Below are 16326 nucleotides of genomic sequence, written 5' to 3' on the forward strand. Positions count from 1 at the left end.
GATTTATGGAGATTATGCACAACATCTTTTCAATAAACAGTCGCCATAAAAACAGTTGGCGGCTGTTTATTTTTGTAACTATTTTTGCTGTTACAGCATTAAGGCCAACAATTTCCAGTGCACATCAAACACCTAATACACTTGTTTTTTTAGATGCAAGTCCGAACAGGGTTGCACTGGAACTGCAAATGCCGCTATCAGAACTGGAACTTGCTTTTGGCAATAATATATCTAAAAACCCGGAAACACTTATTGAAAGGCTCGGGCCGCAGTTAAAAGAATACCTCAAAGCGCACATACATGCCTATTTGAAAAAAACTGCCCCATGGCAGGTTGAAATAGAAACTTTGAGGATGGACAAAGGAAAATATATTGAGAACGGTATGGATTATTGGGAAGTAATTGCCAATGTTGTTATCATACCGCAATCAGGTGAAAGTACCCGGAAGTTTATGCTCGATTACGATGTGATCATGCACCAGGTTATTAACCATGCAGCCCTTGTTTCCATCCGCAGCGATTGGGAGGCGGGAAATTTAAATACCTCTTCGGCAGACGCAATGGTGATCAGCTGGGATACCAAAGCTAATGTGATACATCCTTTGGAAATAAATTTGCAGCAGGGAAGCTGGTTTAAGGGTTTCAAAAGTATGCTTGCTTTAGGCATGCAGCATATTAAAGAAGGTACCGATCACTTACTGTTTTTGATCGTGCTGCTATTGCCCGCCACACTTGTGATAGATGGCAAACAATGGGGAAAATTTGGCGGCACAAAATACAGTATCCTGAGGTTATTGAAAATTGTTACTTCGTTTACGATTGGCCACTCTATTACCCTGCTAATAGGTGCTTTAGGTTGGTTACGATTGCCTGTACAACCGGTAGAAATATTGATAGCATTTTCCATTCTGGTTTCAGCAATTCATGCCATAAAGCCAATTTTTCCAGGGAAAGAAATGTATGTAGCGGCAGGTTTTGGCTTAATACATGGCTTAGCATTTGCATCTATATTAGCTAACCTTAAATTGAGTGCAGGTACTATGGCGCTAAGTATTTTAGGCTTTAATTTGGGGATCGAGGTGATGCAGCTTTTTGTTGTATTGATTACTATTCCCTGGCTAATTTTACTAAACCAAACACCTACCTATAAGTATGTAAGGGGTGGCGGCGCCATTATCTCCGGCATAGTTGCCATGGCATGGATCTGGGAGCGTGTTACCCAAATGCCTAATTTTGTTTCAGCTTTTGTAAATAAGGAGGCAGAACAAGCCCCCTGGGCGATCTTAATACTGGCAGTTTTGGCACTGGCAAGCATTACATTAAAAAGGCGCGTAGCCCATTCGTAATGAAGCTTGGGGACAGTGCGATTCATTCCTAAGGTGAGTTAGGCGTTTATTGAGCATAAGGTTTAATCGTGCGTAGAAACCCCTCCCTGCCACCATGCAATCTCCCTCCCCCAGGGGGGAGTTATACCGGGTACTATTTCAGGCTGGTGGTTATTGAGCGAACAGGGTGTTAGTTTGTATTAGTCATGATTACCTTTAGTGCTTTTTCTTTAGCAGCATGTTCAAATGTATCATAGGCCTCTATTATCTCATCCAATTTAAAATGATGTGTAATCAACTGGCTTGGTTTTAGTTTATTGGATATAACCGTTTTTAATAGCATTGGGGTCGAAACGGTATCAACCAACCGCGTAGTAATGGTTATGTTTTTTGACCATAGCGTTTCGAGATGAAGGCTGACGCTTTTTCCATGAACACCAATATTGGCAATATAACCTCCCGGTGCAATAATCTCCTGGCACAGTTCAAATGTTTCCGGAATCCCCACAGCCTCAATTGCTGTATCAACCCCTTTACCGCCAGTAATACTCAGGATCTGTTTTATGACATCGTTACTTGTGTTGTTAATTATATGAGTCGCTCCGAATTTTTTTGCAACCTGCAGACGATTTTCGTCCGGGTCAATCATAATAATTTCGGCCGGAGAATAAAATTGAGCGGTTAATAATGCGGCTATACCAATTGGCCCCGATCCTACAATAGCTATCGTATCGCCTGGTTTCACCTGACCGTTTAAAACGCCGCATTCAAAACCAGTTGGTAAAATATCACTAAGCATAACCAACGCCTCTTCGTCAGCACCATCCGGAACCGGGTACAGGCTATTATCAGCGTGTGGTATCCTCACATATTCCGCTTGTGTACCATCTATCAGATGACCAAGTATCCAACCACCATCTTCGCAGTGTGAATACATGCTTTTCTTACAATATGCGCATTTACCACACGAAGTAATACAGGAAATCAGCACATGATCTCCCTTTTTGAAATTACTTACCGCATCCCCAACTTCTTCTATAACACCCACTCCTTCATGGCCTATGATCCTGCCATCTGTAACTTCAGGAACATCGCCTTTCATAATATGGAGGTCTGTCCCACAAATTGTGGTCTTGAGTATTTTTACAATAGCATCTGTGGCTACAATGATTAAGGGACGGGGTTTCTCTTCCCAGGATTTTTTTCCAGGACCGTGGTATACTAATGCTTTCATGATGGTATTGTTTTTGGTTAATTTAATATTAAAAGATGCAAACACGCTCATATAATGCCAATTGGTATTACCACGAAAAGCGTAACTATAAACATCAAATTAAAACTACTTCAAGCCACGCGGATATAAATGCCGCAAATGGCAAGAATCATGAAGTTATAGAATACAACTACTTCGTAGGGTTGTTATTGTTGAGTTTTGGTGAAGTTGTGCATAGGTAATGTATCTCTTAACGTAAAGCCCCTTGTATTGTTTTCAGCATATGGTCGTGTTATCACCTCAACATTTAAACAAAAGAACCCGGTTAAACCTAACCTGATTTTTAACATATTGCGCGCCATCGGGTTATTGCGGTGATTTTTATAGCGATCATTAAGTAGAAAAAGAAAATTAGGAGAACGATCATTATCCTAATAATGTTAGCTATTTTTATGAGATACGAATACGATATGAACATTTTACCTTCTAAACTGATCGATTTAAACGAATACCATCAGACTATTTCTGACAAGTATGCCAATCACGCCCTTACAAATATTAACGACCATGTAATTAGGATAAGCATCATGACAGAAGACTTTTACTGGCATTACCATCCTAATTCTGACGAGACGTTTATTGTACTGGAAGGCACCATGCTCCTTGATCTGGAAACCGGTACCATAGAGATAGGTAAGGGCCAGATGATCACTGTTGCCGCTAATGTTCATCACCGTACACGGCCCAAAGGCTCGCGCTCGGTCAATCTTACAATCGAACTTGCAGACATGGAAACGATACGAGTGTCATAATTCAGCTTATGATCTTCGATGTTATCACTATACCATTTGAACTATTACGCGAAACCTGTGTGTTTCTTTGAACACCTTGAAGGTATTTTGCTGATAATCAAATCAATAGAGGAGGCGGAAAAGTAGTTGCTCGATTTTGTTTTTACCGTTCGATCTCATTAGGGCATACAATTGTGCGCCTTCATGAGTGCATCTCGAATCATCGTAAACAATTTAAGGAAATTAGTCAGTTTATGGGGTTAATTAAGGGTGAAAATTCCATATCCGGCTCCTTATTTGCGGATTATCAAAGTGGGTATCTTGCCGTGTTCCGGGATATATTCGGCCGTGCTCCCTAATAGCATTCGCTGTAAGCCGCTGTAACCAGCAATTGTTGCGCCCTACACGAATGTAGTTCGAGGTACATTAAAAATCATATCTTTATCATTTAATCGTTAACCATTATCTATTTGATAAAGAACGCTTAGCCTAAAACTTAATATGATAGAAACCCAAAAAGATCTGAAGTTAGCCGTCCTTATTGATGCGGATAATGTGCCTTATGCCAACGTGAAGGAGATGTTTGAGGAAATTGCAAAGTATGGTACGCCTACTTTTAAAAGGATCTATGCAGATTGGACTAAACCTACAGTTTCCGGATGGAAGAACGTTTTGTTAGAAAATGCCATCACTCCCATTCAGCAATACAGTTACTCCACAGGAAAAAATGCATCTGATAGCGCGCTTATTATTGATGCGATGGATATCTTATATACCGGTAAAGTGGATGGTTTTTGCATTGTATCCAGTGATAGTGATTTTACCAGGCTGGCAACACGTTTGCGCGAAGCAGGGATGAAAGTGATTGGAATTGGCGAAAAGAAAACCTTGAATCCTTTTATAACGGCTTGTGACAAGTTTATTTATATCGAGATACTTAAGAAGAAGCTTGTTGCACCAGTTGAAGATGAACCTAAATCCACATCAAACAAGGCAAAACAAGCCGAAGATAAGCCGTTAAGTAATATTGATCCGGAGATCATTAAACTAATTGTTACCAGCATTGCCGATTTAGCAGACGATAATGGTTGGGCCTATTTGGGTGATTTGGGTAATCTGATGCTGAAGAAGAAACCCGATTTTGATCCCCGGAATTACGGTTTTCTCAAAATGCTGCCTTTTATAAAAAGCATGAAACAGTTTGAAGTAGATGAGCGCGAAAGCGGTAAAAATCACCACATCAAACACATCTATATCCGAAAAAAATAAAAAATGCGCCTGATTTATACCATGCGCATTTTTCTAATGTATCCTACGATTTTTGCTGAACTGGCCCCAATGAGTTTTAAGTGTATTTTTTAAATTCGTCCATCGAACGGTATCCCAATTGACGGTAGCTCTCAAATTGCGCTTCGTCAAAGAATTGATCACCGGTAGACTGTTGTGGAAAATCTTTGTTACTCATCTGGTACTCGCGAATGTCGACGCCTTCTTTTCCGGTCAGGCATGTCTTGACGTAAACTATGGTTCCAGATGGTTTTTTGTCGCCTGGATAAGTGATCGTTCCAGAAACCAGATGGTCCTCGCACAGCCCGGTGTCCTTATCTTTCTGGGTTATCTTTTCTGTTTGGAGGTCTATCTCAACACCAAAGTCAATTCGGCAACGCCTGATCGCATTTGCCAGCCCTTCGCACGAGGCCCGTTCATCTTCCTCAGCATCGCAAAGCAGGATATAGGTACAACGACGACGAATGAGTTCATAAATCCCCATATTATCAAAGTGTCCACCGTCTGATAAACACACATAGTCATTTTCAATGTCAGAGCGTCCTATCAGATCTTTGACCAAATACATCAGTCCTGTTATCGGGTTCGACCGGTTCCAGCAATCCGTCCGGGGATTGCCAATCCAACGCCCTAAACGGACATTGAAAATTGTGAGCAGAAAGGCGGTAGGTGCCGAGGAGTGATAGCCCATATTAGGATTTACCGCAGCACCTGAAACAGCCATGGCAGTTCCCAGTGTCGGGCTTGATTGTTCGCTGAAGGCATCAGTATAACGGTACCCATATTGAAATATCCCGTTACTCGAGTCCGCCGCCGAATTTGTAGGACTGAAATCAAAGCCACAAAAGAGTGGCGAAAAGATAAAGGATTCAGCTTTCCGATCCTGCCTGTCCAATGCTGAAACAGTAGTCGCGTTCAAAGCTGTATTGATGATCGGGTATGGCCCGGAATACAAATATTCGTCATACGCTAAGTCCTTCATGGCGATGTCATCATTATCATCAAATCCGGTAAACCGGTTGGCTGTACTGTCTCTGGAGGTCCTTCGGCGTGTCGCTCCAAGGTAGGCACGGCTTAACCTGTTCCGGTAAAAGTGATGTAAGGAAAATTCGTTGACCCCCACTCGCCAGCTTAATATAAAAGTTATGGCACCCAGTATAAGGGTTAGCGCTAAATAAGTTCTGAAATCATTGCTGAAAAAACTGCAGCCCCGGATATAGGGAAATATTTTGTAGCTTAAGGCTTCAAAGATATTGGAACCGATCATCAAAAAACCGATCATAAAAAGATAAGGGGCGAATTTGACAAACAAGTTCACATAATCTACACCATTTGTTACCTTGTCACCATCTGATTTCGATTGAAAAGCGAGTTTCACTGCTGTACCGATGGCAGCGCTCCAAGTAGCAATAGCCGCAGGTAATATCTTGCTATCCGCGGAGGGAAGCAACTGAGCGATCAAAAACGGTAAAACAAGGGCCGATGCTGAGATCAATATCCAAATGAGGATAAAACGATGTACGACGGCACCGACCCGTCCCCACCATTCCCTTCGTTCTTCAGGGAAAAGGTCGCCCATTAGTGCCATACGGCAAACTACGCAAACACTGGTTGCTTCCAAAACCAGCGGCGTACCGAAAATAAATTGATATTCTTCAGTATTTACCTGTGTTGAACCGATGGCGGTCAAAACGTCGCACACTAAAGCCAATAACCAAACACCAAACCCTGCCGACAGGACAGAGGTTAAGGCCACGGCACTCCATAGCTTCCACTCGCTTTTTTTTGTCTTACTCCTGGCATGGTAACGCCCCAGGACCGCTATGACTATCATGGCGAAGAATCCCGATATGCCAATAGGCAAATTCATTTTGAAGTAATCTTCGGTCGTTTTTTCGCCATTGATATTAGCGACAAGCCAGGCACTGCCAATGAAACCGGTCAATGTTGCCCAGACGACCAACCATATAGGCAGCAACCTACTCGAGCCAATCTTAAATCGACTTGGCGGCGAATCCGTCCGATCAAAAACCCGCATAGCTAGCCCGGTTATGATCGCCCCGAAAAGCAACAAAACCGCACTTATCACCAAGACATGATCCCAGGAAACCCCCACTAATTTTTTACTCCAGCTGTGCCAAAGGCTATGGGTCATGACTACGGCTGAAAGGATAGTACAAAGCAGGAGCACCAGTATGACCTGATTGACAAACGCGTTTCTCAGCCATGTCATTCCTATTGTCCAGGAATCTCCGGACATGATCCCGGTTTTTGGTGAGAGATAATTGCTATACATCCTAAGCCATCTGATAGGCCGAACCTCCTCACCCATGGGATCTGATGACAGTTTGGGGTTAAGCCGGTTACTGACCTTGGTAACAGATCCGGATCGGTATATCCAGGAAACCAGCCATGAACCTATATACCCTCCCCCGGAAACCGTGGACAGGTAATCAAACCGGCTAAGTACATTTAGTTCTGCAAGTTTTTGTATAATCCCAAGATTAAATGTAGCTGACCGTATCCCACCGCCCGAAAGCGCCAGGCCTGCAAACTGCAATTGCTTTGCCCGGTCAAGCGGGTCATTGGCGTCAGTGGGAAAGGGTTTAACAGGCCACAGGTCGCTTATACAGCCATCCTTTGTCCTTTTATTCCTGGTTTTAACAATCTCATTCATTTCCAAATGATATAGACTTTCAAAGGGCAAAGGTATTTCCTGCGTTTTGAGAAGGCTCAAAAGAGCCGTGTCATCGGTCAATAGCCTAAAGATCTGGTTGATCCGGGAGTTAGGGTTTTGATAGAGTGACTTTTCGTCTGTATATTTTCCTTTACTTGTTCCGGTAAAATCACCTGCCCACCAATCCCTCCAGTCTTTACATTCATCAGTTATTTTCTTGCCTTGCCGCCAATATTTTCGTGTTTCGTTGACTCCTAACCTCTCCGCCCCCTTTCCCCAAACCTGGTATAGCCGCTTTTTGTAAGGCTTTTTTCCTTTTCCACCAACTGCGAGTAAGATCAGCAACGGTATGTATTCCAGGCTTTTGGCGAACTCAATACGAATTTCCGGATTCTGATACAGCATATACCGAAAACATACACGCCAGAAGTAGGGGCTGGAATCAATATTCATAGCCTGTATTTCTTCTGGCTTGTAATGCAAGTTTTTTACAGTTTCCTGGTTCTTGATCAGAATATCTACAAGGAAAATTATCGAACCGGCCAGGTCCTTCAATATCAATTTATTATCTTTTATATTTCCTTTCCATACCAAGCTGATCAATAGTTTGTCGATAAGGTCATTTCGCTTTCGCAGTGCTGTTTCTTCCGGATTTTCATGGAATTGGCTATCGATTTTTCCCCGTACCCTAAGGTCTTTAAGGTTAAATACTTCGAAATTTCCTTTGACCTGCTCAATTTGCAGGTTGGCTTCCAGTTCACAGCTTTTGCAAATGTCCCGGTATACCGAGATAAATGATACAGCACGGGAGGTTAGATCGGTTATAATGTCCATGATAAGAAAGGGTTAAAAACTGAAATAATTGTCGGTTAGGTAATAATTAGGCGAATATCATCAAAGATCAATTTGCTGCTTGTTCAAGCGGAATTTAAATAAGCGGTTTGAGGTTCGATTCTTTAGTGAAAATTAATAATATTTAATTACTTCTATCTATTAAACCTAAACTAATATTATAAACAGGTTTCCATCTATGTAGCTTACGAAGAACCTGTTGAACATAAAAGTTACCTCAGAATGACCGCCGATACTTCTACTCTAATGATCGCAGATCATCAGCTGTATTAAATAGGTGGCTGTTGCTGATCTCGATATCGAGTAACCGCGTCCGAAAGTGTCTGGTTTTTAGAAATAGATGGATTAATTACCTATCAACCAATTACTTAATTAAAAAAAACAACCCAATATTAGATATAGCTGATAATTTTATATGTATTTTAGATAAAGCCTAAAAGGATGACACTAAAATCCCCCTTCCTCTTTTTTGCTATTTTGTTTTTGCCCTTTCAATTGCGGGGACAAACTCTTATATCTCGGTATCTAAACGAATCGAGATATCAAAACAATAACTTTTTGGTAAAAGGTGAATATTATTCGAAAACAAAAAACTATGGATGGGTTTGTGGAGATTATGGGACTATTCAATATACCGTTGATGGTGGACGAAATTGGATCACTTCCACCCATGTACCTACTGATGTTTATATAAATTGTATTTATTTTTCGCCGGATAATCTTAATGGCTGGGCTGCCGGAAATAATGGAATCATTCTTCGAAGCAAGGATGGTGGCAAATCATGGGAAAATATTTATCATGAGGCCACATGGAACAATATAGAATCTATTTCTTTCAGTTCTGATAACAAATATGGAATTATCCTTACCAATCAGAACGAGATTTTCCAGACTTATAATGGTGGGGTGAATTGGCGTGGCTATAGCTATAACGTAGAAAATAAGTTATTGAGAGTGAAATTTATCAATGACAAATATGGCTTCATTCTCGCCTCAGCAAGTTTATTAGTTACATATGATCAAGGTAAAAAGTGGACTGACTTAATAGTTGATGAACTGTCTGATCAAATAAATGACCTCGATAAAAGCGTATTTTCAGCATTTGATGTGACCGACAATAAATGTTTTGTGGGGACAGATAGCGGAACAATTTTCACCATTGGTCTTGGTAAGAATGCCAATCTGATTTCACATACAAAAACACCAATGCTCAAATGCAGAATAAACAACATATCAATGGTCGATGCGAAAACTGGATGGTTAGCTGCAGACACTACCCTGCTTTGCAAAACTGAAGACGGCGGACGGAATTGGAAAGTAGCATTTTCACTGAAAAATAAATTTTTAACTATCAAAAAAATGCATTTTTTTGATAGTCGTAATGGCTGCTTCTTTGTAGTGGATTACGGTAGACGCTTATCGACTACTGATGGTGGTATAACATTTTACGGCGATACTTTATCGAGAGATGATTCACATCGTTTTATAAAATTTAGAAATCAAACCTTTATCTTCACGAGTAACAGTTTCCGAAGTGAAAAAAATAATAGTCCGCCGATCCTTCAAATACCATATACGTCTCCAAGCATGAGGTTCGCTTACTGTAATGACGAAGATCATATCTGGCTCACCGGTGATTCAGGAAAGATATATTATTCTTCGGGGCAGCGGAAATTTAAAGGTTCGCAGATCGGTCATAGTAAAATCACAGGGTTATGTTTTGATAAGACAAATAAAACAGGTTGGCTGATAACTTATGAAGGTAAACTGTATAATACATTAGATGGCGGGGCAAAATGGACTAATCATGATTTCGACAAAAAGGACTCGCTGAATGCCATTGTTGCGAACGAGTCATTAACAAAGTGCTTTATCGTTGGCAACCATGGCATGTTATGGATTTCTACCTCACCCAATGGCCCCTGGATGTCAAAGCACCCTTTATCAGATGGAGAGAATTTTAATTTTTCCAATATTATCTTTGATAAAGATTTCAATAATGGTTTTATCATCGTTCAACCGCAAAAAAAGCATGGCCAACTTGTAAAAACAGGTAGTTTTTTATTAAAAACAACGAATGGCGGAGAATCCTGGCATGCGATAAAAAAGTTTGATCGGATTAATGAATTTACAAATCTTATTTTTGGCAAGGATCGCTTATGGCTATTAACCACAGATGGTAATATCTTAGAATCTTTGGATAATGGCGAAAATTGGTTTCAGATATCGCCAAGACTAACTTATTATTCTTTATTCGATCTTTTGGAACAAAATGGAGAAGTAAAAGTTATAGGAAATAATGGATATTTCAAGACTCTTAAGAAGGATAATCGTGTCTTCGATATCATTAAATTTGAGCTTGTATCCCAAAATAATCACCAAATCCCCAAGCTACAACTTAATAAAGGTAAATTAGACTCGGTAAATTTAGTTGTTTCCATCGTCGCAATAAATGGAAGTCAAAAGCTTACCCGCAGTTTTTAACTAAATGACTTACCTCAGATTTATTGGAGCAACGATGATCTGGAATATAATAAGAAATATCGTTTTCTAATAAGTGTTTCAGACGGTATAACTGCAAAATCAAAAACGTTTTCATGTTATGTCGGAAAAACACCTCGAAGTATTTATTACTTTTCCTGATTGATTCTGATCATTGTCTCGATGCTTATGTTAATCGTTATGTCGATGACTTTTGGAAAGTGTTCCAAAGTTCTCCGGAGATTTCCGAGCGCCTAAAATGGCTTCCTGCGCCGTTAAAAATCAACAATCAAAGCTTCACTTCTTTCAACAAAACAACAAACAACTATACACCAGGCCTTTCTGAACTAAAACAAACAATAAAGTCAGGAGACAGATGCTCGGTCGTCATTCAAGGACAAGGGGGAAGTGGCAAAACCACTTTGGCCGTACAAATCTGCAATTGGGTGTCAAATAAAGATCCCAATTTGCGATTTCTGGAAAAAATCGCACTGCCTGTTTTTATTAATCGAATTGATGAAACATTGGACAATACTTGTAAAAACCAGATGCTTTTGATTACAGGAAAAGCTCAAATTTCCGATACCCTTTTAAATGCATTATTACGAAAAAAAAGGATAATTGCCCTTGTTGACGGCGTTTCAGAGATGAATGATTTTGAGATTGCAGCTATCGAGCCGCAAAATGGCGGAAAAAACACGTTTCTAACCGTTTTTACATCCAGAAAATCTTTAGCGATCAGGAATATAAACGAGGTTATTCCACATACACTTAGTTTGGCATTTATTGATTACCTGCTTGACGGATTCATAGAAACCTACGCAGGCGCAGACAAATTCGGCAATCAGAGAGAAATAATTAGAGAAAGAGTTCTTGGTTTCATTCGATCTGCCCAAATTGGGAATGAACAGGTCCCAATTATTATTTTAAAGGCTATCATTTTGGAAGCATCGTCACTACTTGACCAGGGAAAATCCTTATCTGTGGAACTGCCAGTATCTGTCTCCAAGCTTTATAATAAATATATCGAGGGATTATTTCATAATTTGAGTGACCAAAAAACCCTTATTCGTAACTTAAGGAAAATGGCCACTACTAGTATTGGATTAGTGGACTATATTTATGAAACGAAAGCTGATGATCAATTTCCTTCAGAAATTACGCCCAAGTGGATTTCTTTAAATTTCGTTCATGCCCATTCTTTAGATGAGCATGTCGATATTTACCTTAATTGTGGCTTACTGGTATCAACCGGAGAAGCAAATGATAATCTTTTGAAGTTTATGTACGATTCCTTAGCAGAATATTTAAGTGCCGAAGAGGTCGTAATTCGATATCGGGACAAGTTATTGACTAACGGGAGGTTTTTAAAATTACTTGGTTCTAACAACCCCTCATGGAGTGCGAAGGTGATAGAAATCTCAATGGAAAAAGGCGTCCCAACACCTACCGCCTGACAAGATTGTTTTCCATCTTTTATTTTGACATTTGTATTCCGAGCCATAAAACCTTCATGTTTCTTCGGTTGGCTTATTATAGATGGCGCTGCCTTTGATGGGTACCCCAACTTGTTCGCCTTTGTCGTTATAAGACTGTAAATCAAACCGCCTTTTCCCGCATCAAGGTATTTTCTGCGGCAATTATGCTGACGGTGCATTTAGAATACCCTTCATCAACCCGGCTTTTCGTCATAACTTGCAGATAATCAATAAAAAAGGGCTGCTCTTTTAGAGCAGCCCTCTCGGGAAAATGACACATTCCCATGTGGTGCGGAAGAAGGGACTCGAACCCCCACGCCGTGAAGCGCCAGATCCTAAGTCTGGTGCGGCTACCAATTACGCCACTTCCGCATTAGGATTTTTAACAGGTCGCAAAGATAGCGTTTTATGCTAAACTATAAAACATAATTTTTGTTTTTTGGCTATCTGCCTCATTTCTTTGCTATTAATTTAATGTTACGTTATACATTAGCTCATTGAAATATGCCGGGGCATACAATAACCGACTGCCGTACCACGAAAACATTTCGCCATCAACCAATATTACCTTTGCATTAGGCAGTATTTCCTTAAATTCATCTATGTGCTTTTGCCTGAATGGATATGGTTCTGAAGATAAAAATATCACATCGGGTTTTGCCAACAATAGTCCTTGAGCCGTTACTTCAGGATATCTATCGGCTTCAGACGCGTTGATCAATCCGCATTTTTGCAGCATGCTATCAATAAAAGTATCGCGCCCTGCAACCATATAGGGCTTGCGCCAAATAAAATAGGCCACACGCTGGTTTAAAATGGGTAAGATGAGTTTATCAAATCGACTGAGTATATCAGCACACAAAGTTTTAGCTTCTACCCCGCGGTTGATGAGCGTGCCCACAGATTGGATCATATCCAGCGCACTATCAAGGTTATGAATGTCACTTATCCAAACAGGACAAACGCCTATTAGCTCTTCTATCTGGCGACGTTCGTTCTCTTCTTTGTTGGCTATGATCAGATCGGGTTGCATTGCCTTTATCTGATTGATATTTAATTGTTTAGTCCCCCCTACTTTGGTTACGGCTTTAAATTTATGCTCCGGGTGGATACAAAATTTTGTAATGCCAATAACTTCGGTATCGAGCCCTAAATAAAATAATAGTTCAGTTTGTGATGGCACAACAGATATAATCCTTTTAGGCACTGCTGGCAGGCTTATTACACGATTTAGTTGATCGTGAAAAACAGCCATGTTAAAACGCGTTTTTCTCGCCTTTTACAACATTCCATACGGTAAGGAAAATGACCTTCATATCCAGCAGGAACGACCAGTTTTCCAGATACCAAACGTCAGCCTCCACACGTTCAAGCATAGCTTGTGTGGTTTGGGTTTCACCTCTTAAACCTTTTATTTGCGCCCAGCCTGTGATACCTGGTTTAAGGAAATGCCTTACCATAAAGGTATCTATCAGCTGTGAATATTGTTGTGTGTGGCTAATCATGTGCGGCCTTGGCCCTACTACTGACATATTGCCCAATAGCACATTAAAAAACTGAGGCAGCTCATCGATACTTGTTTTACGTATAAATGCCCCTGTTTTAGTTATACGTGAATCGCCACGGGTAGCTTGTTTTTTATCAGAATCATTGTTTACCCGCATACTGCGAAATTTATAACACTTAAATGGTTTATTATCCCTGCCCGAACGTTCCTGTACAAAAAAGATGGGCCCCTTTGATTCCAGTTTGATCAAAATAGCCAGTATAGGAAACAACCAGCTGAAAACAAACAGGATAATGAACAGCGAAAACGCCACATCAAACAAGCGTTTAATTGACCTGTTAAGCATATTCTCGAGTGGCTCAGGCCTTACTGATATTACCGGGATATGTCCAAAACTTTGTATAAAAGTTGGTTTTTTAGCATAATCATAATACTCAGGTATGAACTTAAACCTAATAAGGTTTTTATCAGCATCGAGCATTAGCCTTTCGATTGTTAGGGCCTCTGAATTTGGAAGGGTACAAAATATCTCATCAACCTTATTATTGAGCACATAACTGATACAATCATCAGTACCGCCTAAGTAAAGACGGCTATCCATAACCTTTTCAGGGTTATCATCAAAAAAGCCAACCAAGCTGTAACCACGTTCAGGGTTTTGCTTAAAAAAACTATGCAAGTCTGATCCAATCCTGCCGCCGCCAATAATAATTACGGCCCTGGTATCAATTAATGACGCACGGTCGCTTTTACGTATGGTTAAAAACACCAGTTTCCATAATCCCAATAAAAATCCAAACAGGGCTAATGAATAAAACAGGTATTCGCGGGTAATAAAATAAGCTTTGGTACCAATCAATATAATAATGGTAAAGCATATAAAACTCACAAACAAAAGGTACGTTTTAATTACACCACGATAAGTTCTTATAGAATCTTTGTTTAAAACGTGTTCATATAAACCGGTGATATTGGCAGATAACAACCAAATTAAATTGAATACCAATACAATGGGTAAATACCTTCTGTTATTTATCCAAAAAATATACGATCTGTCTTCGATGAAGTAAGAAATTACCATGCTTATATTAAGTATAATATAATCAATAGTAAGGTTCACTGCTTTAATAAAAGTAGCGTATCTGTGAATCATTTATAGAGCTTATTGAAGTAGAAAATGCACGCTAAATTAGCATATTTATTTATAAATAACAATCTGATAATTGAATGCGCAACCAGTTACAAAAATTTCATATTACTATCAACAAAATTAAAAATTAAGAAATTTATACAAAATCAAATATAAAATAATTAAGCAACTAACCAATATGTCTGTCGATAAAACAAACATTAATTTTAATGCATATATAGGATCTACAAACGACCGTTCACCATATCCTTATCCAGTATTCCTTTGATGTCATATATAACCGATGAGCTGTTTTTCTTGAGCTTGTCATAATTCAGATCAAAAAATTCCCTGTGCCCAACTGCTACAATTATAGCATCATAATTTCCGCTTAACTTATCCAGATCTTTTATGGTGTCTACATTATATTCATGCTTAACCTCGGCCGGATCAGCCCAGGGGTCATATAGCTCACAATGAGCATCAAATCCGCTTAAAACATTAACAATATCAATAACTCTGGTATTACGCACGTCAGGGCAATTCTCTTTAAAGGTAAAACCAAGCACCAATATGTGTGATTTTTTAACTGATATATCGTTTTTTATCATCAGCTTAATTACTTCAAGAGCAACGTAGGTACCCATGCCATCATTAAGTCTTCTGCCGGCCAGTATAATTTCAGGATGATAACCTACCTCCTGCGCCTTTTGAGCCAAATAATAAGGATCAACCCCGGTACAATGACCACCAACCAGGCCCGGTTTAAAATTCAGGAAGTTCCATTTAGTTCCGGCAGCTTCCAAAACAGCATGGGTATCAATATCCATAATGTTAAATATTTTGGCCAGCTCATTTACAAAAGCAATATTAATGTCGCGTTGCGAATTCTCGATCACCTTGCAGGCCTCTGCAACTTTTATACTTGGCGCCTTATGTGTGCCGGCTGTTACAATAGTGCGGTAAAGTCCATCTATAAAGTCTGCAGCCTCAAGCGTTGACCCTGATGTTACTTTTAAAATATTGGTAAGTGTATGAATCTTATCGCCGGGATTAATGCGCTCAGGCGAGTATCCGGCAAAAAATTCACTATTGTATTTCAATCCTGAAATTTGCTCTAATACAGGCACACAAACATCCTCGGTAGCACCGGGATATACGGTTGATTCATAGATCACAACATCGCCTGTTTTAAGTACCCCAGCAACGCTCTGGCTGGCTTTGATCAGCAGGCTCAGATCGGGGCGGTTGTACTGGTCTGTAGGTGTAGGAACCGAAATAATGAACACGTTGCATGAGGCAATATCATTAACATCTGACGTAAATATAAGCCCCCTGTCTGTTGTAATATCGGTTGCTAATACTGATAAAAGTATAGCTGATTCAGTTTCGAGGGTACGGTCAAAGGCACTATTTAGCTCATCAACACGACTTTGTTTAATATCAAATCCCTTTACCGGGAATTTTTTAGCAAACTCCACAGCCAATGGTAAGCCTACATATCCCAAACCAATAATTGCGATACTGATATTTGCAGGCGGTACAAATTTTTCAACGGGTTGATTTGACTGATGATCAAACATGTT

The 16326-nt window shown here is 39.9% G+C and carries 11 protein-coding genes and 1 tRNA gene; 5 read left to right on the forward strand and 7 right to left on the reverse strand.

Going from position 1 to position 16326, the window contains the following annotated elements; translation table 11 throughout:
• Positions 1-14: 14 nt before the first annotated feature.
• Complete coding sequence (locus tag M2273_RS02985) at positions 15-1346, forward strand: HupE/UreJ family protein (protein ID WP_429392813.1); 1332 nt, start codon at positions 15-17, stop codon at positions 1344-1346.
• 169 nt (positions 1347-1515) lie between these two features.
• Here M2273_RS02985 and M2273_RS02990 read toward each other — a convergent pair whose 3' ends face one another.
• Entirely contained in the window at positions 1516-2559 is a 1044-nt protein-coding gene (locus M2273_RS02990; RefSeq protein ID WP_429392815.1) for a zinc-dependent alcohol dehydrogenase family protein, read from the reverse strand.
• Positions 2560-2990: 431 nt separating this feature from the next.
• Between M2273_RS02990 and M2273_RS02995 the strand changes: the two genes are divergently transcribed.
• Positions 2991-3350 carry a cupin domain-containing protein gene (locus tag M2273_RS02995; RefSeq protein ID WP_429392816.1) on the forward strand — a complete coding sequence of 120 codons (360 nt, stop codon included), beginning with the start codon at positions 2991-2993 and terminating at the stop codon, positions 3348-3350.
• A 272-nt stretch (positions 3351-3622) separates the two neighbouring features.
• On the opposite strand, the gene M2273_RS03000 is transcribed toward M2273_RS02995, so the two are convergent.
• Positions 3623-3721, reverse strand: coding sequence for a universal stress protein (locus M2273_RS03000; protein ID WP_429393992.1), 99 nt, complete (start codon positions 3719-3721; stop codon positions 3623-3625).
• A 109-nt stretch (positions 3722-3830) separates the two neighbouring features.
• Here M2273_RS03000 and M2273_RS03005 point away from each other — a divergent pair, with 109 nt between their 5' ends.
• On the forward strand, positions 3831-4598 hold the full coding sequence (locus M2273_RS03005) for an NYN domain-containing protein (protein WP_429392818.1): 768 nt from the start codon (positions 3831-3833) through the stop codon (positions 4596-4598).
• Positions 4599-4674: 76 nt separating this feature from the next.
• Here the strand turns inward: M2273_RS03005 and M2273_RS03010 are convergent, their stop codons facing one another.
• Positions 4675-8127: a patatin-like phospholipase family protein gene (locus M2273_RS03010; RefSeq protein WP_429392819.1), complete on the reverse strand. Its 3453-nt coding sequence runs from the start codon at positions 8125-8127 to the stop codon at positions 4675-4677.
• 576 nt (positions 8128-8703) lie between these two features.
• Between M2273_RS03010 and M2273_RS03015 the strand changes: the two genes are divergently transcribed.
• Together M2273_RS03015 and M2273_RS03020 are read left to right on the forward strand one after the other, a co-directional pair.
• Positions 8704-10629 (forward strand): WD40/YVTN/BNR-like repeat-containing protein, encoded by a 1926-nt coding sequence (locus M2273_RS03015; protein WP_429392822.1) that lies wholly within the window; start codon positions 8704-8706, stop codon positions 10627-10629.
• Positions 10630-10742: 113 nt separating this feature from the next.
• Complete coding sequence (locus M2273_RS03020; protein ID WP_429392824.1) at positions 10743-12083, forward strand: NB-ARC domain-containing protein; 1341 nt, start codon at positions 10743-10745, stop codon at positions 12081-12083.
• 308 nt (positions 12084-12391) lie between these two features.
• Here M2273_RS03020 and M2273_RS03025 read toward each other — a convergent pair.
• The 4 genes from M2273_RS03025 to M2273_RS03040 all read right to left on the reverse strand — a co-directional run bounded on the left by M2273_RS03025 (position 12392) and on the right by M2273_RS03040 (position 16323).
• Positions 12392-12476, reverse strand: a tRNA-Leu gene (locus tag M2273_RS03025).
• Between the two features lie 94 nt (positions 12477-12570).
• Complete coding sequence (locus tag M2273_RS03030; protein ID WP_429392827.1) at positions 12571-13359, reverse strand: ABC transporter substrate-binding protein; 789 nt, start codon at positions 13357-13359, stop codon at positions 12571-12573.
• A 1-nt stretch (position 13360) separates the two neighbouring features.
• Positions 13361-14764 (reverse strand): undecaprenyl-phosphate glucose phosphotransferase, encoded by a 1404-nt coding sequence (locus M2273_RS03035; protein ID WP_429392830.1) that lies wholly within the window; start codon positions 14762-14764, stop codon positions 13361-13363.
• Positions 14765-14985: 221 nt separating this feature from the next.
• A complete protein-coding gene (locus M2273_RS03040; RefSeq protein ID WP_429392833.1) occupies positions 14986-16323 on the reverse strand; it encodes a nucleotide sugar dehydrogenase in 1338 nt (445 codons plus the stop codon).
• Between the last annotated feature and the right edge of the window lie 3 nt (positions 16324-16326).

The sequence above is a fragment of the Mucilaginibacter lappiensis genome, assembly GCF_050433765.1.
Classification (GTDB): Bacteria; Bacteroidota; Bacteroidia; order Sphingobacteriales; family Sphingobacteriaceae; genus Mucilaginibacter; species Mucilaginibacter lappiensis_A.

What these genes read in the sequence shown, in the direction of transcription:
- M2273_RS03010 (WP_429392819.1), bottom strand. Translation starts at nt 8,127, where the DNA reads ATGGACATTATAACCGATCTAACCTCCCGTGCTGTATCATTTATCTCG.
- M2273_RS03035 (WP_429392830.1), bottom strand. Translation starts at nt 14,764, where the DNA reads ATGATTCACAGATACGCTACTTTTATTAAAGCAGTGAACCTTACTATT.
- M2273_RS02990 (WP_429392815.1), bottom strand. Translation starts at nt 2,559, where the DNA reads ATGAAAGCATTAGTATACCACGGTCCTGGAAAAAAATCCTGGGAAGAG.
- M2273_RS03020 (WP_429392824.1), top strand. Translation starts at nt 10,743, where the DNA reads ATGTTATGTCGGAAAAACACCTCGAAGTATTTATTACTTTTCCTGATT.
- M2273_RS02995 (WP_429392816.1), top strand. Translation starts at nt 2,991, where the DNA reads ATGAGATACGAATACGATATGAACATTTTACCTTCTAAACTGATCGAT.
- M2273_RS03005 (WP_429392818.1), top strand. Translation starts at nt 3,831, where the DNA reads ATGATAGAAACCCAAAAAGATCTGAAGTTAGCCGTCCTTATTGATGCG.
- M2273_RS02985 (WP_429392813.1), top strand. Translation starts at nt 15, where the DNA reads ATGCACAACATCTTTTCAATAAACAGTCGCCATAAAAACAGTTGGCGG.
- M2273_RS03030 (WP_429392827.1), bottom strand. Translation starts at nt 13,359, where the DNA reads ATGGCTGTTTTTCACGATCAACTAAATCGTGTAATAAGCCTGCCAGCA.
- M2273_RS03040 (WP_429392833.1), bottom strand. Translation starts at nt 16,323, where the DNA reads ATGTTTGATCATCAGTCAAATCAACCCGTTGAAAAATTTGTACCGCCT.